The sequence below is a fragment of the Pseudomonas sp. VD-NE ins genome (assembly GCF_031882575.1).
Classification (GTDB): domain Bacteria; phylum Pseudomonadota; class Gammaproteobacteria; order Pseudomonadales; family Pseudomonadaceae; genus Aquipseudomonas; species Aquipseudomonas fluorescens_BZ.
In genome coordinates this window covers 2,725,694-2,744,888 of the sequence record NZ_CP134772.1, presented here as the reverse complement: position 1 = coordinate 2,744,888, position 19,195 = coordinate 2,725,694, and the positions used below count along the sequence as shown (strand labels likewise).

Annotated in this window: 17 protein-coding genes; 7 read left to right on the top strand and 10 right to left on the bottom strand. The window is 60.0% G+C overall.

The annotated features are described in order from the left end of the window. Positions 1 to 31: 31 nt before the first annotated feature. From RMV17_RS12165 to RMV17_RS12155, 3 genes are read right to left on the bottom strand one after another with little or no spacing between them, the layout of a single operon-like run. A complete protein-coding gene (locus RMV17_RS12165; RefSeq protein ID WP_311886652.1) occupies positions 32 to 901 on the bottom strand; it encodes a rhomboid family intramembrane serine protease in 870 nt (289 codons plus the stop codon). Further along, positions 898 to 1,869 (bottom strand): metallophosphoesterase, encoded by a 972-nt coding sequence (locus tag RMV17_RS12160; RefSeq protein WP_034152332.1) that lies wholly within the window; start codon positions 1,867 to 1,869, stop codon positions 898 to 900. The genes RMV17_RS12165 and RMV17_RS12160 overlap by 4 nt, the downstream gene beginning before the upstream one ends. Beyond that, positions 1,869 to 2,759, bottom strand: a complete 891-nt coding sequence (locus RMV17_RS12155) for an NAD(+) kinase (protein WP_003224174.1) — start codon at positions 2,757 to 2,759, stop codon at positions 1,869 to 1,871. Before RMV17_RS12155 ends, RMV17_RS12160 begins: the two co-directional genes overlap by 1 nt. A 115-nt stretch (positions 2,760 to 2,874) precedes the next feature. Between RMV17_RS12155 and RMV17_RS12150 the strand changes: the two genes are divergently transcribed. Next, positions 2,875 to 3,825, top strand: a complete 951-nt coding sequence (locus RMV17_RS12150) for a DUF1853 family protein (RefSeq protein ID WP_311886651.1) — start codon at positions 2,875 to 2,877, stop codon at positions 3,823 to 3,825. A gap of 288 nt (positions 3,826 to 4,113) precedes the next feature. Here the strand turns inward: RMV17_RS12150 and RMV17_RS12145 are convergent, their stop codons facing one another. Together RMV17_RS12145 and RMV17_RS12140 are read right to left on the bottom strand one after the other, a co-directional pair. After that, entirely contained in the window at positions 4,114 to 5,397 is a 1,284-nt protein-coding gene (locus RMV17_RS12145) for an arsenic transporter (protein WP_311886650.1), read from the bottom strand. Between the two features lie 165 nt (positions 5,398 to 5,562). Continuing rightward, entirely contained in the window at positions 5,563 to 6,120 is a 558-nt protein-coding gene (locus RMV17_RS12140) for an NADPH-dependent FMN reductase (protein WP_108226072.1), read from the bottom strand. A gap of 184 nt (positions 6,121 to 6,304) precedes the next feature. Between RMV17_RS12140 and RMV17_RS12135 the strand changes: the two genes are divergently transcribed. Both RMV17_RS12135 and RMV17_RS12130 read left to right on the top strand, forming a co-directional pair. Continuing rightward, positions 6,305 to 6,535, top strand: a complete 231-nt coding sequence (locus RMV17_RS12135) for a hypothetical protein (protein WP_311886649.1) — start codon at positions 6,305 to 6,307, stop codon at positions 6,533 to 6,535. Positions 6,536 to 6,620: 85 nt separating this feature from the next. Then, a complete protein-coding gene (locus RMV17_RS12130) occupies positions 6,621 to 7,514 on the top strand; it encodes a LysR family transcriptional regulator (RefSeq protein WP_311886648.1) in 894 nt (297 codons plus the stop codon). Here RMV17_RS12130 and RMV17_RS12125 read toward each other — a convergent pair. From RMV17_RS12125 to RMV17_RS12105, 5 genes are all read right to left on the bottom strand, one after another. Then, positions 7,480 to 8,094, bottom strand: a complete 615-nt coding sequence (locus RMV17_RS12125; protein ID WP_311886647.1) for a GNAT family N-acetyltransferase — start codon at positions 8,092 to 8,094, stop codon at positions 7,480 to 7,482. The genes RMV17_RS12130 and RMV17_RS12125 overlap by 35 nt on opposite strands. Positions 8,095 to 8,108: 14 nt before the next feature. Further along, entirely contained in the window at positions 8,109 to 10,361 is a 2,253-nt protein-coding gene (locus RMV17_RS12120; RefSeq protein WP_311886646.1) for an Orn/Lys/Arg decarboxylase N-terminal domain-containing protein, read from the bottom strand. Positions 10,362 to 10,495: 134 nt separating this feature from the next. Further along, positions 10,496 to 11,254, bottom strand: coding sequence for a DNA polymerase III subunit epsilon (gene dnaQ, locus RMV17_RS12115; RefSeq protein WP_108226069.1), 759 nt, complete (start codon positions 11,252 to 11,254; stop codon positions 10,496 to 10,498). A 216-nt stretch (positions 11,255 to 11,470) separates the two neighbouring features. Continuing rightward, positions 11,471 to 11,941, bottom strand: a complete 471-nt coding sequence (gene rnhA / locus RMV17_RS12110; protein WP_007910572.1) for a ribonuclease HI — start codon at positions 11,939 to 11,941, stop codon at positions 11,471 to 11,473. A 90-nt stretch (positions 11,942 to 12,031) separates the two neighbouring features. Then, positions 12,032 to 12,790, bottom strand: coding sequence for a class I SAM-dependent methyltransferase (locus tag RMV17_RS12105; RefSeq protein WP_007910573.1), 759 nt, complete (start codon positions 12,788 to 12,790; stop codon positions 12,032 to 12,034). A gap of 66 nt (positions 12,791 to 12,856) precedes the next feature. On the opposite strand from RMV17_RS12105, the gene gloB reads away from it, so the two are divergent. The 4 genes from gloB to RMV17_RS12085 all read left to right on the top strand — a co-directional run bounded on the left by gloB (position 12,857) and on the right by RMV17_RS12085 (position 19,194). Further along, a complete protein-coding gene (gene gloB, locus RMV17_RS12100) occupies positions 12,857 to 13,624 on the top strand; it encodes a hydroxyacylglutathione hydrolase (RefSeq protein ID WP_311886645.1) in 768 nt (255 codons plus the stop codon). Between the two features lie 99 nt (positions 13,625 to 13,723). Next, entirely contained in the window at positions 13,724 to 15,187 is a 1,464-nt protein-coding gene (locus tag RMV17_RS12095; RefSeq protein ID WP_034152341.1) for a transglycosylase SLT domain-containing protein, read from the top strand. 336 nt (positions 15,188 to 15,523) lie between these two features. Further along, complete coding sequence (locus RMV17_RS12090; RefSeq protein WP_311886644.1) at positions 15,524 to 17,356, top strand: extracellular solute-binding protein; 1,833 nt, start codon at positions 15,524 to 15,526, stop codon at positions 17,354 to 17,356. Continuing rightward, positions 17,353 to 19,194, top strand: a complete 1,842-nt coding sequence (locus RMV17_RS12085) for an extracellular solute-binding protein (protein WP_311886643.1) — start codon at positions 17,353 to 17,355, stop codon at positions 19,192 to 19,194. Before RMV17_RS12090 ends, RMV17_RS12085 begins: the two co-directional genes overlap by 4 nt. Position 19,195: the final 1 nt, after the last annotated feature.

Below are 19,195 nucleotides of genomic sequence, written 5' to 3'. Positions count from 1 at the left end.
AGGGTCTCCGTGCTCTTTATCTGCTGAAAATTCAGGCGGCCAGTTTACGGCGGTTATACAAACCGCCCAACAAACCGGTGAAGCATCCGATGAGTAACCCGCCGACGTGGGCGGCGTTGGCGATTTCGCCGAAACCGATCATCGAGATCAGCCCCGACATGCACACCAGCAACCACACCAGCATCATCACCAGCACGCCGCGCGGCAGGCGATAGGCCGGGTTCGGCGCCAGCAGCTGGAAGATCCAGCAATGCCCGAGCAAACCGTAAAGTACGCCGGACAGGCCGCCGAACAAGGTCGCGCCGCTCCAGACAAACTGCGCGTAGTTGGACACCAGACTGAACAGTAGCGTCAGGCCGATCAGGTTGATGCTGCCCTGGCGCGATTCGATGCGCCGGCCCAGCTCCCAGTACCACATGCCGTTCATGGCCAGGTGGAGGATGCCGAAGTGGATCAGCATCGGCGTGACCAGACGCCACCACTGCCCCGCCGCGAGGCTGTCAGCCAACGGTGTGAAACGAATGTATTCGCCGACTACCTGAAAATCGAGGAAGGTCAGCCAGCGCAGAGTCTGCAGGTTTTCACCAAGGTAGGTCAGCCCGCCAACGATCAGGCACAGCAACAGGATGAACCCGGTGGCTTTGGCGTATTTCAGTTGCTCGGCGAAGCTCGGCCGCTTGAAGGTCGGCGCGACGGGGATGTCCATTTGCTGATCGGGATCGCCCGCCGGGAAGCGCTCGTACAGCGAGCGCACGTCGTCGCTGATTTCCGCCGGCGCCCACAACACCTGTTCGCCGGCCTCTTCGCTGACCCGATGCGGGACTTGCATGCGTTGCAGCAGTTTGACGAAACCGCTCAGATCGACTGCCAACGGCAGACGCAATACCGCTACCGCACTCATTGCAGCACCTCCGGCCGCTCGACATCGACCCAGACAAATTTATGCGGATCCAGACGTGTTTCCTGATCCAGGCGATAGGCGACCAGTTTGCCGTAGAGCACCGCGCTGTAATCCAGGCACGCGAGGTTCGGGCGGATCGGCGCCGGTTTGCCGCTGCGCCAGTAATGGCCGACGAACAGCAACGGCTCGTCGACGCCGTAGCGCAGCAGGCTGTTTTTCTCGCTGGAGGTCAGCGGTTTCTGCGCCACCGGATCCGGCAGTGCATCCGGCTGAAAGACGATATCGCCGTAGGTTTTCGGATCGTCTTCCCAGAATTTGGTGCGGAAGAACGAGCGCACCAGACCGTCGCCGCTGGTCATGGTCAGGCCATCGGGCAGACGCATGTCGGTGCCGCGCAGCAAGCGGTCGAACACGGTACAGGCGAAGCTGTCCGGCACGCCCGAGGCCTGCAGGAAGTGCTCATCGATGCAGCCATTGGGGAACAGCGCGCGCAACGGCTCGATCAAGCCGGCATCCCAACAGGCATGCACGACCCGGAAGCGTCCGGCGTCGACAAACAGCGGCAACTCATAAAACCAGCGCTGGAAATCATGCCAGTCGCCGGGATGGTCTTCGAACTGGGTCAGGGTTTCGTGGAGCAGGCGCGCATGACGCGGCGTGTGTTCGCGGACGAACTGCTTGCCGCTGCCCGGCGGCGCCGGCGTGCTCCAGCCGAGGGCGTTGAATTCGTGGTTGCCCATGATGCACAAGGCCTGGCCGGCCTCGACCATGTCGTGGACGATGTGCAGCGCTTCGCGAATGCGCGGGCCTCGGTCGATGATGTCGCCGACGAACACGGCCATGCGCGATGGATGCCGCCAGACCCCGCCCTGCTTGTGATAACCGAGACGGTCGAGCAAGTGTTCGAGGGTCAGGGCGCATCCGTGCACGTCACCAATCAGGTCATAACTGCGTGCGGGATCGAGCATCAGTCGCCTCCACCGCCCAGCTTGCTGCCCCAGCCGAGCTTGGTGCGGCAGACTTCGTAGTAGTTGTGATCGAGCGGATGAATCAGCCGCAGCTTCTGCGCTTTTTTGCTGACGGTGATGGTGTCGCCCGGCGCGCAGGTGAAATGGTTCTGCCCATCGCAGGAGACTTGCGGGTAAATCTGCATGTTTTTCGACACGACGATTTTCAGCTCACTGTTGCCATCGACCACAATTGGCCTGCTCGACAACATATGGGGGTACATCGGCACGATCACAATGGCATCGAGTTTGGGATGCATGATCGGCCCGCCGGCAGACAGTGCGTACGCGGTGGAACCGGTCGGTGTGGCGACGATCAGGCCGTCGGCCTTCTGGCTGCAGACGAACTGGCCGTCGATGTACAGCTCGAACTCGATCATCCGCGTCGATTTGCCGGGGTGCAGCACCACGTCGTTGAGCGCATCGCCCTGACCGATGGCTTCGGCGTGGCGGCGCACTTCGGCTTGCAGCAGGAAGCGGTTTTCCACCAGATAGTGGCCGTCGAGCACCTTGGCGACTTCGACTTCCAGCTCGTCCGGGCGAATATCGGTGAGGAAACCGAGGCTGCCACGGTTGATCCCCAGCACCGGAATATTGTGTTTGGCCAGCGCTCGCGCGGCGCCGAGCAGGCTGCCGTCACCGCCGACGACGATGACCATGTCGCAGACTTCGCCGAGCATCTTGCGCGAGGAGGTTTGCAGGCCGTGGCCCGGCAGGACTTCGGCGATGGTGTCTTCGAGGATCACATGCAGGTGACGATCGAGCAGAAACCGTTTCAGTCGGCGGACGGTATCCAGCACCTGGGAACTGCCCAGGCGACCGATGATGCCGATATTACGAAATTGCTCCATGGGACCTCTGCGGACAATCGAAAACGCGAAAAACCCGATTATGGGCGAAAGCGCCGGTTAGACAAAATCCTTTCAGCCTCAAGGGTGTGCTCGTGTTTACGGCTATGCTCGCAAGATGATCCTATTTCCCGACTTGCTGCAGTTGCCCCACCAATTACGCCACCCGGAAGTGCGCGATCTGGCGTGGGTGATTCTCGCCCCGCCGATGCTCGCTGCCACGCCATGGCCGCAGCGCCATCCGCTGGCGGGCAGTGAGTGGGTGCACGACCCACAACGACTGGAACACTGGTTGCGCCAACTCGACCGCGACAGTTATGGCTTGCTGCATTGGTTGTCGCAGGCGCGCACGCGGCGACTCGGCCTGTATTACGAGCGCCTGTGGCAGTTTGCCGTGCAGCATGCGCCGGGCATTGAATTGATTGCGGCCAACCTGCCGATCCGCCGCGAGGGCCACACTCTCGGTGAGCTGGATATGCTGTTGCGTGACCGCGATGGCGTGCATCACCTGGAATTGGCGATCAAGCTTTATCTCGGTCCGCAAAATGGTGACGGACGTGATCCGGCGCAGTGGCTGGGGCCGGGTTGTCATGATCGGCTGGACCGCAAACTGGCGCATCTGGCCGAGCATCAGTTGCCGATCTCGGCGCGTCCGGAAAGTCGCGAAGTGCTGGCGGCGCTGGATATCGAGGTGTTCAGCGCGCAGCTGTGGCTGGGTGGTTATTTGCTGTATCCGTGGCCCGGACAGGCTGAATCTCCGATCGGTGCGCATCCGCAACATTTGCGCGGTAGCTGGCTGCATCAAAAGGATTGGCCGGCGTTTGTTGCGCAACGCCCGGCCGGGCGCTGGCAACCCCTGCCCCGCCACGCCTGGCTGGCGCCGGCACATTATCCGGCGGATCAGACGTGGACGTCGGAGCATTTACGGATGTGGCTGGAGGATCTTGAGCCGCTGGCCCCGGCGCAGTTGATGGTGCGCCTGACCGAGAATGCGCAGGGGGAATGGGAAGAGGCTGAGCGGTTGTTTCTGGTGTCCGATCTTTGGCCGAATGTCCCGGGCCAGGCCTGATTTTTTGTGTCGCCTGTACCGGCCCCATCGCTGGCAAGCCAGCTCCCACAGGTTTTGTGGTGTGGCCCAGGTAGTGAGCACACCACAAAGCTAATAGAAGCTGGCTTTATGGTGTGGCCTAGGTAGTGAGCACACCACAAAGTTAAAGGGAGCTGGCTTTGTGGTGTGGCCCAGATAGTGAGCACACCACAAAGTTAATGGGAGCTGGCTTTGTGGTGTGGCACAGGTAGTGAGCACACAGAAGATCCCTGTGGGAGCTGGCTTGCCAGCGATTGGGGCCGACTCGGTCTAAAGGGAAAGCCGCAAAGCCAAAGCCGCCAACGTCACCAACAACACCGGCACGGTCAACACAATCCCGACCCTGAAGTAATACCCCCAGCCAATGTGAATCCCCTTGCGCTCCAGCACATGCAGCCACAACAACGTCGCCAAACTGCCGATCGGCGTGATCTTCGGTCCCAGGTCACTGCCAATCACGTTGGCATAGATCATCGCTTCCTTGACCACCCCGCTCGCCTGACTGGCATCAATCGACAACAAACCAATCAACACGGTCGGCAAGTTATTCATGATCGACGACAGCAACGCCGTCAGCACCCCGGTGCCTAGTGCCGCGCCCCAGACGCCATGACCGGCGAAGACATCCAGCCAACCAGCCAGATACCCGGTCAGCCCGGCATTGCGCAGGCCATACACCACCAGATACATGCCCAACGAGAAAATCACGATCTGCCAAGGCGCTTCTTTCATCACCTTGCGCGTGGAAATCTTGTGGCCACGGGCGGCGATGCCCAGCAACAGCGCGGCGCACACGGCGGAAATCGCACTGATCGGAATGCCCAGCGGCTCCAGCGCAAAGCAACCGATCAGCAGAATCACCAACACCGCCCAACCGGCGTAGAACGTGGCTTTATCGTGGATCGCGGTTTCGGGATGTTCGAGTTGCTCAGGGTCGTACAACACTGGAATGTCGCGGCGGAAAAACCACAACAACATGCCCAGCGTTGCCGCGACGCTGACGAAGTTGACCGGCACCATCACCGCTGCATAGCGGTTGAAGCCGATGTGAAAGAAGTCCGCCGAGACGATATTGACCAGGTTCGACACCACCAGCGGCAGGCTCGCGGTGTCCGCAATGAAACCCGCGCCCATGACAAAGGCCAGCGTCGCCGCCGGAGAGAACCGCAGCGCCAGCAACATCGAAATCACGATCGGTGTGAGGATCAGTGCTGCACCGTCATTGGCAAACAACGCCGACACCAGCGCACCGAGCAGCACCATGAAGGCAAACAGCTTGCGCCCGTTGCCCCGCCCCCAACGCGCCACGTGCAATGCAGCCCAGTTGAAGAACCCGGCTTCATCGAGCAGCAGGCTGATGATGATCAGCGCGACAAAGGTGCCGGTGGCGTTCCAGATGATCTGCCACACCAGCGGAATATCGCTCAGGTGCACAACGCCGAAGATCAGCGCCAATACGGCACCAAGCGTCGCACTCCAGCCGACGCCGAGGCCTTTGGGTTGCCAGATGACAAGGGTAATGGTCAGCAGGAAAATCAGTGACGCAGCGAGCATCCGCAACAGCCTTAAATTAAGTAGAAGAGCTAAACACTAAAACCTGTAGGAGCGAGCTTGCTCGCGAAGGCGGACTGTCAGTCACCCATGATGTGTGGCTGATGGCCTCTTCGCGAGCAAGCTCGCTCCCACAGGACGTCTGTTGTGCCAGGGATTTCGGTGAAGTTACTTCTTGTGTTGTTCTACGAATTGTCCGTACGCATTGATAAAGCTTTGCAGAAAAGGTTTCACCGATTCGCTCAATTTGCCCGCCTCATCAAACGCCGAACCCGCACCGCCCAGGTACGCTTCCGGCTGCTGCATGCACGGCACATTGAGAAACACGAATGACTGGCGCAGATGCTGATTTGCCCCGAAGCCACCAATGGCGCCGGGCGATACACTGATCACCGCCCCCGGTTTGCCACTCCAGACAGCCTTGCCATAAGGCCGCGAACCGACGTCGATGGCATTCTTCAACGGCGCCGGCACCGAACGGTTGTACTCGGGCGTGACAAACAGCACCGCGTCGGATGAAGCCACTTTTTGCCTGAAAGTGCTGTAGGCTGCCGGCGGTGAGTCACCGTCGATGTCTTCGTTATAAAGTGGCAGATCGCCAATTTCGACAATCTCAAGCTTGAGGTTGGCCGGGGCCAGCTCTGCCAGTGCCAGGGCGACCTTGCGATTGATCGATGCTTTGCGCAGGCTACCGACCACTACAGCGACGTTGTAGACATTGCTCATGGAAGACTCTCGATGGTCCGTGGGAGGAGCCAGTAGTTATAGATGATCCGGTGACGATTCCACCAGCACACGATGGGAAAATCCCGTGAGCTGATTATTTTTTTCCTGTAGGAAAACTTACAGGCCTTGATGGCGGTCTACCAAGCCGCAAATCAAGCGTTTTATCTCCAGAGGTTCTAAGCAGATGGCAGCAGTACTCGTCGGTCAGTTCCATGCAAGAGATGCGGAAGGCCGCGTTTATTCCGTGCATGAATTCCAGGAATCCAACCCGTCGGTCGACGGTCTCACTGGCTCGGAGCCGATTTACAGACTGGCCATTGGCGATCGCATCAAAAAGATCGATGACCAGACATTCGAACTGGTCCAGTCAGGTATCACCCTGACTCGCGAACCCGAGCCAACCGTCGCTTCATAACTCGCCGTTATGAGCAGAAGTCATATGCGCAGACTTGGGGTAGGATTCAGCCACTGACCCCACCTGCTGAACATGGACTTCACGCATGCGTTTACGTCATATCGAAGTGATTCAGGCGCTCTTGCAGACCGGTCACCTTGGCACCGCCGCCGAATGGTTGCAGTTGCCGGTGACCGAGGTCGAAGAGCGTTTGCGCGAAGCCGAGAGTCAGTTGGGGTTCATGTTGTTCGCCAGCGTGCGCGGACGCCTGCAATCGACGCCCGAAGCGCGGGCGTTGCAGGTCGAAATCGCCCACGTCTATGAAGCGCTGGAGCCGGTGCAGCGCCTGGCCAGCAGCCTCAAGCAATACCTCGCCCCGCCCTTGCGCATCATCGGCACCCCGCCGCTGGCACAGCAATTACTGCCACAAAGTCTCGCCGCCCTGCGCCGACGCCTGCCCGACGCACCGTGCAGCCTGCTCAGTGCGCCGACCCGCGACATCGTCCGCAGCCTGTTATTGCGCGAAAGTGATCTCGGTCTAAGCCTGCACGACCCCGAACATCCCGACATTGATTGCCGGCCATTGGCCCAGGGCAAGCTGCAACTGCTCGCGCCTCACGGCTGGCTGCAACCGAAGCAGAAATACATTTCCCTGCAGGATCTGGCCGGTCAGGCCATGGTCGGCCTCGAAGGCCAGGACCCACTGAGCCAGGCGCTGGAAAACAAGCTGCAGGCACTGCGCCCGACGCCGAGCGTGCAGACGCGGGTGCAAACCCATCAAATGATGCGCAGCATGGTCGAGGCCGGCGAAGGCCTGGCCATCGTCGACCCGTTCACTGCGCTGGGTGCGCGTCCGGCCGGGCTGGATGTCTGCCCCCTGTCACCCGCCGTACCGATCAGCCTGTATGCATTGACCTTCAAGCACTCCGCGCCGTCATCAGCGATTCAGACGTTACTGGCGATCATCACGGAACAAGCTGAGGCGATGCTGGCGAGCTGAGCGAGTTCTCCAGCGGATTATCGAACAATCGATACCAGAACAACGCCACTTCGGCGGTGTTCGGATCAATGCCCCGATAGCGCAATTGATCGACCCCGCCAATCACATAACCGCAGCGTTCATACAATCGACAGGCCCCTAGGTTGTTGTTCTGGGTTTCGAGCATGATCCCCGGCAGCTTTTTCTTGCGGCTCCAGAACTGCGCGACATCGAGCAGTGCCTTGGCCACACCATGCCGACGCGCCGGCGCGTGCACCGCCAACTCGTCGATATGCGCGAAGCCGTTCCAGTTGGTGCTGATCACCAGATGGCCGACCGGCTCATCGTCCAGATACGCCATGAAAATCGCGCTGTCCGGCGCGTTGTGAAAAGCGCTGAACTCCTCCGGATCGATGCCGTAGCACTTGCGGTACGGCACGATCGGCGTCACCCGCCATTGCTCGACAGGCTGGCCGATCACGGCGGCGCCATAAGCCGCAACTTCGAAACTGAAGTCGCTGCCCCAGATATACGGCGCAAAGCCTTCATCGGCGACACGCACCGACAGCCCTGGGTATTTCGGATTCATGACCGGTTGCATACTGGGAAAAGTCCTCATTCCTTGACGCAATCGACGGTGTATTGCCGTCCATTGCCCTCATCTTCGTGCTGCAATCCATGCACATCCGCGACAAAACCGGGGAAGCTGCTATCGAACGTGCGAGCAAATTTCAGGTAATCAATGATCGAGCGGGTCGATTCAGTAAAGCGTTCGCCGGGCATGATCAACGGAATCCCCGGCGGATACGGCACCAGCATCACCGCGGCGATGCGCCCTTCCAACTCATCGATCGGCACCGCTTCGACTTCGCCACGCACCAGATGATCATAGGCGTGCGCCGGTTTCATGGCGATTTCCGGGAGCACGGTGTACATGCGTTTGAGGTGTTTGGCCGTGGCATTGCTGCGGTAGCAGGCGTGCAATTGATCACACAAATCGCGCAGGCCCATGCCGCGATAACGCGCGGTGTCTTCTTGTGCCACACACGGCAGGCAGGTTTCCAGACGAACGTTGGCATCGTAACTGCGTTTGAATTCCAGCAACTCGGTGAGCAGCGTGCTCCACTTGCCCTTGGTGATGCCCATCGAGAACAACACCAGAAATGAATACAGACCGGTTTTTTCGACAACCAGGCCACGCTCCCATAGAAACTTGCTGACCACCGCCGCCGGGATGCCCTTCTCGCTCAGTGCACCGCCGGCGTTCAGCCCCGGCATTACCAGCGTGACCTTGATCGGATCGAGCAGGACGTAATCGTCACTGACTTCACCAAAACCGTGCCAGTCGGCATCCGGTTGCAGCAGCCAGTCCTCCGTCTGTACGCGGTCAATGCCCTCGACACCCGGCGGCTGCCAGATCGAAAACCACCAGTCAGCGTCGATATGCTGGCGCAGATTGGCCAGCGCGCGGCGGAAGCTCAGCGCTTCATCGAAGGTTTCCTGCAACAGCGAACGCCCGGCCGGGCCTTCCATCATCGCCGAGGCAACGTCCAGCGAGGCGATGATGCTGTACTGCGGCGAGGTCGAGATGTGCATCATGAACGCTTCATTGAAACGATCGCGATCCAGCTGACGCGCACCGCCATCCTGCACATGAATCATCGACGCCTGACTGAACGCGGCGAGCAGTTTGTGCGTGGAATGCGTGGTGAACACCAGCGGGCTGTCTGCGCTGCGCGAGGTGGCCATACCATAGCGCCCGGCGAAGAATTCGTGAAACGCCGCGTAGGCGTACCAGGCTTCGTCGAAATGCAGGACCTCGACGCTGTTGCCCAGGCTTTGCTTGATCAGTTCGGCGTTGTAGCAGAGGCCGTCGTAGGTCGAGTTGGTGACCACGGCGAGTTTGACTTTCGGCGCACGGCCCTTGGTCAGCGGGCTGGCGTCGATCTTCGCTTGAATCGATTCGCGGCTGAATTCACTCAGCGGGATCGGCCCGATAATCCCTAATTCATTACGCTCCGGGCATAGGTACAACGGAATCGCGCCGGTCATGATGATCGCGTGCAACACCGACTTGTGGCAGTTGCGATCGACCAGCACCAGATCGTCGCGCGCAACCATCGAATGCCAGACAATCTTGTTGGCGGTCGAGGTGCCATTGATCACGAAAAAGGTGTGATCAGCGCCGAAATTGCGCGCCGCCCGCGCTTCCGCTTCGGCGAGCGGCCCGGTGTGATCGAGCAGCGAACCGAGTTCCGGCACCGACACCGAAAGGTCCGATCGCAGGGTGTTTTCACCAAAGAACTGATGGAACGCCTGCCCCACCGGACTCTTGTGATACGCCACGCCACCACCATGGCCGGGGGTGTGCCAGGAATAATTGGAATCGGCGGTGTGCTGCACCAACGCCTTGAAAAACGGCGGCAGCAAGCCGTCCAGATACTTGCGCGCCGCCCGCGCCACTTGCCGGGCCAGAAACGGCACGGTGTCTTCAAACAGATAGAGAATGCCGCGCAGTTGATTTAGCTCGGCCATGGCATCGGCCGGGGCATTTTCCAGGGTAACTTGCTCGCCCAAGGCAAAGATTGGCAAATCCGGTGCCCGCACCCGCGCCAGACCAATCAGTTCGGCCATGTTCTGCAGCAGATGGGAATTGGTGCTGGCGTCCTCGGCGGCAATCAGCATGCACGCGAGGCCGTGGTGGGTCGACGCCACCAACCGCCCTTCGGTGTAGTCGATGGCCGAAACGATATTGAAACCTTCCTGCTCCAACTCCCGGGCGATGCCACGGATACGATCACCGGCGACCGTGTCGGCCTTGATGTCGCGATGGACGATCAACACCGGAAACTTCAAATCTTTGTACATGAGGCTCAGTGTCCTGAGGCGGCGGCTCAATGTCTGCCAATGCACTCAGGGTAGAGGGTTGCAGCGAAAGTGGCGAGGGTGGCCAGTTGGCTTCATGGCGCCAAAAACAAAAGATCGGACGATCTTTTGATCTTTCAGGCTTGAGCGTCAGCCTCGGCGATCTGCGTCCACAACGCCGGGCCACCCGCCGATTTGGCAATAATTTCCAGCCGCACCTGATGCGCCGCCAGTTCATCTTCCGTCGCACGAATGATCCGCGCTGGCTGACGATCTGCCGGCAAACGACGAATCTCGGTCGCCGAGTTGTCCGCGCCATCGCCCGTGCCATTGCCGTCTGACGCATTGCCCGCCAGCGACAGACTGGTCTGGCCACCGGTCATGGTCAGGTAGACGTCGGCGAGAATCTCCGAGTCGAGCAAAGCGCCGTGCAGTTCACGGCCGGAGTTGTCGACGCCATAACGTTTGCACAACGCATCGAGGCTGTTGCGCTGCCCCGGGTGACGTTCCCGGGCCATCATCAGGGTGTCGAGGATCGAGCAGTGCTGGGTGATGTCAGCGCGATCCTGCTGGCCCATCAAGGCGAATTCGTTGTTGATGAAGCCAACGTCGAACGCCGCGTTGTGGATGATCAGTTGCGCGCCTTTGATGAACTCGAAGAACTCATCGGCCACTTCGGCAAAGCGCGGCTTGCCAACCAGGAACTCGTTGGTGATGCCGTGGACGCCAATGGCGCCTTCATCACTCTCGCGATCCGGTTGCAGGTAAACGTGAAAATGCCGGCCCGTCAGGCGCCGACCGATCAGTTCGACACAGCCGATTTCAATGATCCGGTGACCATCGGTCACCGGCATGCCGGTGGTTTCGGTATCGAGTACAACGGATCTGGTGGCCATCAGTGTTCAGCTCTCAACGGGTCGTTCTTGCAAAAAACGCGGATGTTAACACGCTCGGCGGGGTGTTTCAGGTGGACCGTGTCGCGCCCTTCGCGAGCAGGCTCGCTCCCACATTGGAATGCATTCCAATTCAGGAAAGGGCATCAGATCTGGAATGCATTTCCCTGTGGGAGCGAGCCTGCTCGCGAATGGCCGCACCACGGTTCAGAAGCGAAATCAGCTCTGCTTGTAGCCGCGAACCTCATCCACCCCACGGTTCGCCAACTGGTCCGCCCGCTCGTTACCGTGATGGCCAATATGCCCACGCACCCATTTCCAGGTGACCTTGTGGCGGTTGACCTGCTCGTCCAGCTCTTTCCACAGATCAGCGTTTTTCACCGGCTCTTTCGCTGCGGTTTTCCAGCCACGCTTTTTCCAGTTGGCCATCCACTCGTTGATGCCCTTCATCACGTACTGCGAGTCGGTCACCAACAGCACTTCACACGGGCGCTTCAAGGCTTCGAGGCCACGGATCGCGCCAAGCAGTTCCATGCGGTTGTTGGTGGTGTTGGCTTCACCGCCCCAGAGTTCCTTTTCAACGCCCTTGCACACCAGCAAGGCGCCCCAGCCGCCCGGCCCGGGGTTGCCCTTGCAGGCGCCGTCAGTGAACAGTTCTACGGTGTCGACGCTTTCAACGCTTTCGCTCATGCCACTCTATCCAGAAAAATGCGTGTCTTGCCGATCACGGATCGACAATGACCAAGGCCGGGACAAACCCGGCCAAAAATAAAATAAGGTTTATGGTTCGATGCGGCGGCGGTTGACCTTGGCCATCGGCAGCGGAATCAGCTTGCCCATCGGCTCGCGACGCTCCTGACGCAACGGCCGCAGCCCGACCACAATCTTGCGCGCGACCAGTAAATAGAAGCCGCCGCCCGATAACTGCCAGTCACCGGCCTTGCGTTCCCAGCCAGCCAGACGGGCCTGCCACTTGGGCGACGCGAGCGGCGGACGATAGCACCCGAAGCGGCGTTTCTCCAGCGCGAAGCCCAGCAGATTGAGCCAGTCGGCGACCCGTGACGGTGAGATGCAGCGCGCCTGACGCAAGGCGTCGTGAGCAAAAACATGGCGCAAGCCCCAAGTGCTCCACGGGTTGATGCCGATGATCAGCAAATGCCCACCGGGGCGCACGCTGCTTGCCGCTTCACGCAACAAACCGTGGGGTGACAGGCAGAAATCCAGACCGTGCTGCATCACCACCACGTCGGCGGCGTGCTCGCTCAGCGGCCAGGCCTGCTCTTCGCAGACGATCTCGACGCCGGGCAACGGCGCACCAAGACGCACATTGCGCTGCACCTGCGGCGCTGCCGGCGGGGTTTCGGCGGAGGGGCCGTAATGCACCAGGTAACCGCCAAAGAAACGGCCCAACTCGTCTTCGAGCATGCGCCGCTCTTCATCGAGCAGAAATTGCCCGAGCGGGCCGGACAGCCATTCACGGGCTGCACCGATCAGGGCCAGCCAGTCAGGATCAGCCTGTGCGAACGCTTTATCACTCATCGGATTCTCCAAAGCGCCAGGAACTACTAAGATGCGCCAATGTTTTCCGCTTGGCGAATTCCGACGATGATACAGATCAGTGCCCTGCCCGCGTTCACCGACAACTACATCTGGTTGTTACAGGATCACCGCACCCAGCGCTGCGCCGTGGTCGACCCGGGCGATGCCGCGCCCGTACTGGCGTGGCTTAAAGCGCATCCAGGCTGGGTGTTGAGCGATATCCTGATCACCCACCATCATCACGATCACGTCGGCGGCGTCGAACGCCTGAAAGCGCTGAGCGGCGCAAAAGTCTACGGCCCGGCCAGCGAAAGCATTCCGGGGCGCGATGTGGCGCTCAAGGACAATGACACGGTCAGCGTGCTCGGCTGGGACTTCGACGTCTACGCGGTGCCCGGTCACACCCTGGGCCACATCGCCTATTACCACCACGGTTTGCTGTTCTGCGGCGACACCCTGTTCGCCGCCGGTTGCGGTCGCCTGTTCGAGGGCACGCCGGAGCAAATGCACCATTCGCTCAGTCGCCTCGCCGCGTTACCGGAAGATACGCTGGTCTACTGCACCCATGAATACACTCTGAGCAATCTGAAGTTTGCCGCTGCCGTCGAGCCAACCAATCCGGACATTGCCGCCCGTCTGGAAAAAGTCACTCAGCAACGGCAAAACGGCGTGATGACCCTGCCCTCGACCCTGGCCCTGGAAAAGCTCACAAACCCGTTTTTGCGCACCACTGAAACATTAGTTACACAAAAAGTGGACGAACGGGCAGGCGCTCAAAACCGGGCGCCGAGTGAGGTATTTGCGGCTCTGCGGGCCTGGAAAGATAATTTCTAAGTGCCCCGCCGCTTGGTACAAAAATTCTGAATGGTTGACCGCAGGGGGTGCGCTTTCTAGAATCGCCCGACATTTTTGCCCGGAACTTACTTCCAGCCAATGTCGTCATCCATACGTAAGTCCGTCAATTCAGACGCATTGACCCGCTTGGCGCAAGCCATTGCGGTGGCTGTGTCCGCCACGCTGGCGGGCTGTTCCAGCCATGCTCCGCAGACTGAAGCGACCCATACGCCGAACATTGCTGCGCGAGCCAAGCAGAAGCCGATCTGGCTGACCGAAAAGCCGAGCCCACAGGTTCCCCAGGACATCTGGGAACGCATGCGCCAGGGCTTTCAGCTGCAGGAAGGCCTCGGCGTCAACCCGCGCATCGAGCAACAGCGCCTGTGGTTCGCCAGCAATCCCTCTTTTCTCGAGAACGCCGGCGAACGCGGCAGTCTCTATATTCACTACATCGTCGAACGTCTCGAAGAGCGCAACATGCCGCTGGAACTGGCCCTGCTGCCAGTGATTGAAAGCGCCTACAACCCGATGGCCTATTCCCGGGCCGATGCAGTGGGTCTGTGGCAATTCATTCCTTCCACCGGGCGTTACTTCAACCTGCGTCAGACCCGCTTCTACGATGGCCGTCGCGATATCACTGCTTCGACCACCGCAGCGATGGATTACCTGACCCGTCTGCACGACATGTTCAACGGCGACTGGCTGCTGGCACTGGCGGCCTACAACGCCGGCGAAGGCACGGTCAGCCGTGCCATCGAACGTAATGAAAAGCTTGGCCTGCCTACTGACTACTGGAACCTGCCGCTGCCGGCAGAAACCCAGGCGTACGTGCCAAAGTTGCTGGCATTGTCGCAAGTGGTGCTGGCGCCGGAAGCTTACGGCGTGAACCTCAACCCGATTGCCAACGAGCCGTACTTCCAGGTCGTCGAAATCAACCAGCGCATGGACCTGTCCAAGGTTGCTGCGGTGGCCAACATCGACGAAGACGAACTGTTCCAGCTCAACCCGGCCTTCAAGCAACGCACCACCATCGACGGCCCTCAGCATTTGCTGGTGCCAACGTCGAAGGCGCAATTGCTGACCGCCAGTTTGCAGACCATGCGGCCTGACGAACTGATCAGCCCGCGTTCGCTCAAGCCAGTGTTCGAAGGCGCGGATCCGTCGGAAGTGGCGCAGCTCAAGCGTGCTTATCGCGTAAAGCGTGGCGATAACCTCGGCTCCATCGCCAAGGCCAACAAGGTTGAAGTGAAGGATCTGCAGCGCTGGAACAAGCTGACCGGCAAGAACCTCAAGGTCGGCCAGACCCTGGTGATGCAGGACACAAGCAAACGTGCTCCGGCTCGCAAGTCCGGCCGGGTCAACACGGTGATTGCGTCCAACAGCAAGACCAAGAGCAAGGACGACAGCGCGCAGCAGACTCAGTACAAGGTCAAGCGTGGCGACACGCTGTACGTGGTAGCCAAGCGCTTCAACGTTGAGATGCAGCATCTCAAACGCTGGAATCCGGGTGCGGGTAAAGCACTGAAGCCGGGACAGATGCTCACGGTTTATCAGCCGCACTGACAGAAGAGCCCCTGAGTTTTCAGGGGCTTTTTTTGGGTTCGGATTTTGTGGCGTGCTTTAGATCGATCCCCCTCACCCCAGCCCTCTCCCCCACGGGGGGCGAGGGGGAAAGGGAGCCGATCGGGGGCTATTCAAAATCTGAGTTCGACTCGGTAACGCACGTCGGTGCATCCCTCCAAAACACCGCGATCAGTCCCCTCTCCCCCCGGGAGAGGGTTAGGGTGAGGGGCTCTTCGCGCAAACGATTAACCCCGCATTAACCCACATCTTTTTCCTGTCCAGACAAGCTGTTACTGTACGGCCCACAAAGCCCAAGCCGCCTGGATCGGATCTGACTTGAAGCGTCCCCTCCTCCTGCTCCTGATCAGCCTGGCCTTGAGCTCAACCGCAAGCGCGACGATTACCGAAAGTCACGGTTATGCGCAGTTCGGCACGCTCAAGTACCCGGCCAGATTTACCCACTTCGACTGGGTCAACCCGCAAGCGCCCAAGGGCGGTACGTTGCGGGTGATGGCGTTCGGCACCTTCGATACGGTCAACCCGTACACGTTCAAGGGCACGAGCCCCGTCACCACAGCGAATTTCCTCCAGTACGGCATCAACGAGCTGAACGAGCCGCTGATGGTCGGCACCGGCCAGTATTCGCCGTCCGGTGACGAACCGGCGTCGAGTTACGGCTTGATCGCGCAATCGGTGGAGTACAGCGAAGATCGCAGCTGGGTGGTGTTCAATCTGCGCCCGGAAGCGCGTTTTCACGATGGCACGCCGATCACCGCCTACGACGTGGCGTTCTCCTATCGAACGCTGCTCAAGGACGGCCACCCGCTGTACCGCACCGCGCTGCAGGAAGTGCTGCGGGTCGACATTCTCAACAAACAACGCATTCGCTTCGTGCTCAAGCGCTCCGGCAATCCGCTTTTGATCCTGCGCCTCGGCGAATTGCCGGTGCTGCCGCAACATTACTGGAAAGACCGCGACTTCAAAGCCACCACTTTCGAACCGCCACTGGGCAGCGGCCCCTATCGCATCACTTCGGTGACGCCGGGCCGCCAGCTTATCTTCGAGCGGGTCAAGGATTACTGGGGCAAGGACTTGGCGGTCAATCGCGGCAAGTACAACTTCGATCGCATGGAGGTCGAGTTCTACCGCGACAGCGATGTCGCCTTCGAAGCGTTCAAGGCTGGAGAGTTCGACATTTACATCGAGCATCAGGCGAAGAACTGGGCCAACGGTTACAACTTCCCGGCGATACGCCGTGGCGACGTGATCAAGGCGCAGATCCCGCATCAGATCCCGACCCAGAGTCAGGGCCTGTTCATGAACACCCGCCGCGCCACGTTCTCGGACGTCAAGACCCGCGAAGCGCTGGGCCTGATGTTCGACTTCGAATGGACCAATCGCGCACTGTTCAGCGATGCCTACAAACGCACCACCAGTTACTACCCCAACAGCGAGTTTACCGCGACGGGGCTGCCGGTCGGCCATGAATGGCTGATGCTCAAGCCGTACAAGGAGCAACTGCCGGCCAAGCTGTTCACCGAGCCGTTTACCCTGCCGCAGACTGATGGTCGCGGCATTCCTCGGGAAACCATGCGCAAAGCCTTGGCCCTGCTCTCGGAGGCAGGCTGGAAGCTCAACGGTCAGCGCCTGCAAAACACCAATGGCCAGCCGTTGAGTTTCGAGTTGCTGCTGGTCAACCCGAATCTGGAACGCATCCTCCAGCCGTATATCGAGAACCTCAACAGCATCGGCATTGACGCGCGCCTGCGCACGGTCGATCGCGCGCAGTACAAACAGCGCCTCGATCAGTTCGATTTCGACATGATCCTGATGACGCTTAATCAGACCTTAAGCCCGGGCCTGGAGCAGTGGCAGTACTTCCACTCCAGCCAGGTCGGGGTCAAGGGCAGCAAGAATTACGCGGGCATCGCCAATCCGGTGGTCGATCACCTGCTCGAACAGTTGCTCGCCGCGCGCACCCGCGACGAACAGGTCGCCGCCGGCAAGGCGCTCGACCGCGTGCTGCTCTGGCAGCACTACAGCATTCCCAACTGGTACCTCAATTATCACCGTCTGGCCTACCGCAACCGGTTGGCCTTCGTCACCACGCCGCCCTACACCCTGGGCCTGAGCGCATGGTGGCTGAAGTCTTCGGAGAAAGATCAATGAAACCGATCCGCGCCCTGCTCGTCCAGGCCAGCGGTTTGCTGTTCGTCGGGCTGGCCTTTGCCGCCCCGCAACACGCCGTGACCCTGTACAACGAGCCGCCGAAATACCCGGCCGATTTCAAGCATTTCGATTACGTGAATCCTGATGCGCCCAAGGGCGGCATCTTCCGTCAGGCCGGTTTCGGCGGCTTCGACAGCCTCAACCCGTTTATCAGCAAAGGCGTGCCGGCCGATGACGTCGGGCAGATCTACGACACCCTGACCAAGCACAGCCTCGACGAACCCTTCACCGAATACGGCCTGATCGCCCGGCAGATCGAAAGAGCCCCGGACAACAGCTGGGTGCGTTTCTACCTGCGCCCGGAAGCGCGCTTCCACGACGGCCACCCGGTACGCGCCGACGACGTGGTGTTCAGCTTCAACACCCTGACCAAAGAAGGTTCGCCACTGTTTCGCGGCTACTACAGCGACGTTTCCGAAGTGATCGCCGAAGATCCGCTGAAAGTGCTCTTCAAGTTCAAACACAGCAATAACCGCGAACTGCCGCTGATCCTCGGCCAGTTGCCGGTACTGCCCAAACACTGGTGGGCCGATCGCGATTTCACCAAAGGCAACCTGGAAATCCCGCTGGGCAGTGGCCCGTACAAGGTCGCCGAAGTGAAGGCCGGGCGTTCGGTGCGCTACGAGCGGGTCAAGGATTACTGGGGTAAGGACCTGCCGGTCAACCGTGGTTTCTACAACTTCGACACGATGACCACCGATTACTACCGCGACAACACCGTCGCCCTCGAAGCGCTGAAGGCCGGGCAGTTCGATTACTGGCTGGAAATGACCGCGAAGAACTGGGCCAACGCCTACAATATCCCGGCGGTTACCGAAGGTCGCTTGATCAAGGAACAGATCGCCAACAGCAACCCGACCGGCATGCAGGGCTTCGTCTTCAACCTGCGCCGTCCGGTGTTTCAGGATGTGCGGGTGCGTCAGGCGCTCGGTCTGCTGTTCGATTTCGAATGGACCAACAAACAACTCTTCAACGGTGCCTACTTCCGCACCCGCAGCTATTTCGAAAACTCGGAAATGGCCGCCACCGGACTGCCCGACGCCGATCAACGGGCGATCCTCGAGCCGTTCCGCAGCAAACTGCCGGCGCAAGTGTTCAGCGAAGCCTTTGAAAACCCGAAGACCGATGCCAGCGGCATGATCCGCGCGCAGCAGCGCGAGGCCTATCAACTGCTGCAAGAGGCCGGCTGGAAGATCGTCGACGACAAAATGGTCGACGCCACCGGCAAACCGGTGGTGATCGAGTTCCTGCTCGCACAGACCGAATTCGAACGCGTACTGCTGCCGTTCAAGCGCAACCTCAGCGACCTTGGCATCGATCTGGTAATCCGCCGCGTCGACGTTTCGCAGTACATCAACCGCGTGCGTTCGCGGGACTTCGACATGATGGTCGGCAGCTTCCCGCAGTCCAACTCGCCGGGTAACGAGCAACGCGAATTCTGGATGAGCGCCGCCGCCGACAAACCGAGCAGCCGCAACACCATGGGTTTGAAGGATCCGATTGTCGATCAACTGGTCGAGAACCTGATCAATGCCGACTCGCGCAAAAGCCTGGTGGCCCACGCACGGGCGCTGGATCGGGTGCTGCAATGGGGTTACTACGTGGTGCCCAATTGGCACATCAAGACCTGGCGCGTGGCGTACTGGAACCACATCGGTCACCCGAAAGTCTCGCCGAAATACGACATCGGGATTAACACCTGGTGGGTCAAGCCGGACGCAAAACCGGCGATAGAAGTCGAAACCAAACTGCAAGCCGACCCTGTGGGCACGGAGTAAT

Bases quoted from the DNA above. Each gene is read 5' to 3' on its own strand.
- RMV17_RS12165 (WP_311886652.1), bottom strand. From the start codon at position 901: ATGAGTGCGGTAGCGGTATTGCGTCTGCCGTTGGCAGTCGATCTGAGC.
- RMV17_RS12160 (WP_034152332.1), bottom strand. From the start codon at position 1,869: ATGCTCGATCCCGCACGCAGTTATGACCTGATTGGTGACGTGCACGGA.
- RMV17_RS12155 (WP_003224174.1), bottom strand. From the start codon at position 2,759: ATGGAGCAATTTCGTAATATCGGCATCATCGGTCGCCTGGGCAGTTCC.
- RMV17_RS12150 (WP_311886651.1), top strand. From the start codon at position 2,875: ATGATCCTATTTCCCGACTTGCTGCAGTTGCCCCACCAATTACGCCAC.
- RMV17_RS12145 (WP_311886650.1), bottom strand. From the start codon at position 5,397: ATGCTCGCTGCGTCACTGATTTTCCTGCTGACCATTACCCTTGTCATC.
- RMV17_RS12140 (WP_108226072.1), bottom strand. From the start codon at position 6,120: ATGAGCAATGTCTACAACGTCGCTGTAGTGGTCGGTAGCCTGCGCAAA.
- RMV17_RS12135 (WP_311886649.1), top strand. From the start codon at position 6,305: ATGGCAGCAGTACTCGTCGGTCAGTTCCATGCAAGAGATGCGGAAGGC.
- RMV17_RS12130 (WP_311886648.1), top strand. From the start codon at position 6,621: ATGCGTTTACGTCATATCGAAGTGATTCAGGCGCTCTTGCAGACCGGT.
- RMV17_RS12125 (WP_311886647.1), bottom strand. From the start codon at position 8,094: ATGCAACCGGTCATGAATCCGAAATACCCAGGGCTGTCGGTGCGTGTC.
- RMV17_RS12120 (WP_311886646.1), bottom strand. From the start codon at position 10,361: ATGTACAAAGATTTGAAGTTTCCGGTGTTGATCGTCCATCGCGACATC.
- dnaQ (WP_108226069.1), bottom strand. From the start codon at position 11,254: ATGGCCACCAGATCCGTTGTACTCGATACCGAAACCACCGGCATGCCG.
- rnhA (WP_007910572.1), bottom strand. From the start codon at position 11,941: ATGAGCGAAAGCGTTGAAAGCGTCGACACCGTAGAACTGTTCACTGAC.
- RMV17_RS12105 (WP_007910573.1), bottom strand. From the start codon at position 12,790: ATGAGTGATAAAGCGTTCGCACAGGCTGATCCTGACTGGCTGGCCCTG.
- gloB (WP_311886645.1), top strand. From the start codon at position 12,857: ATGATACAGATCAGTGCCCTGCCCGCGTTCACCGACAACTACATCTGG.
- RMV17_RS12095 (WP_034152341.1), top strand. From the start codon at position 13,724: ATGTCGTCATCCATACGTAAGTCCGTCAATTCAGACGCATTGACCCGC.
- RMV17_RS12085 (WP_311886643.1), top strand. From the start codon at position 17,353: ATGAAACCGATCCGCGCCCTGCTCGTCCAGGCCAGCGGTTTGCTGTTC.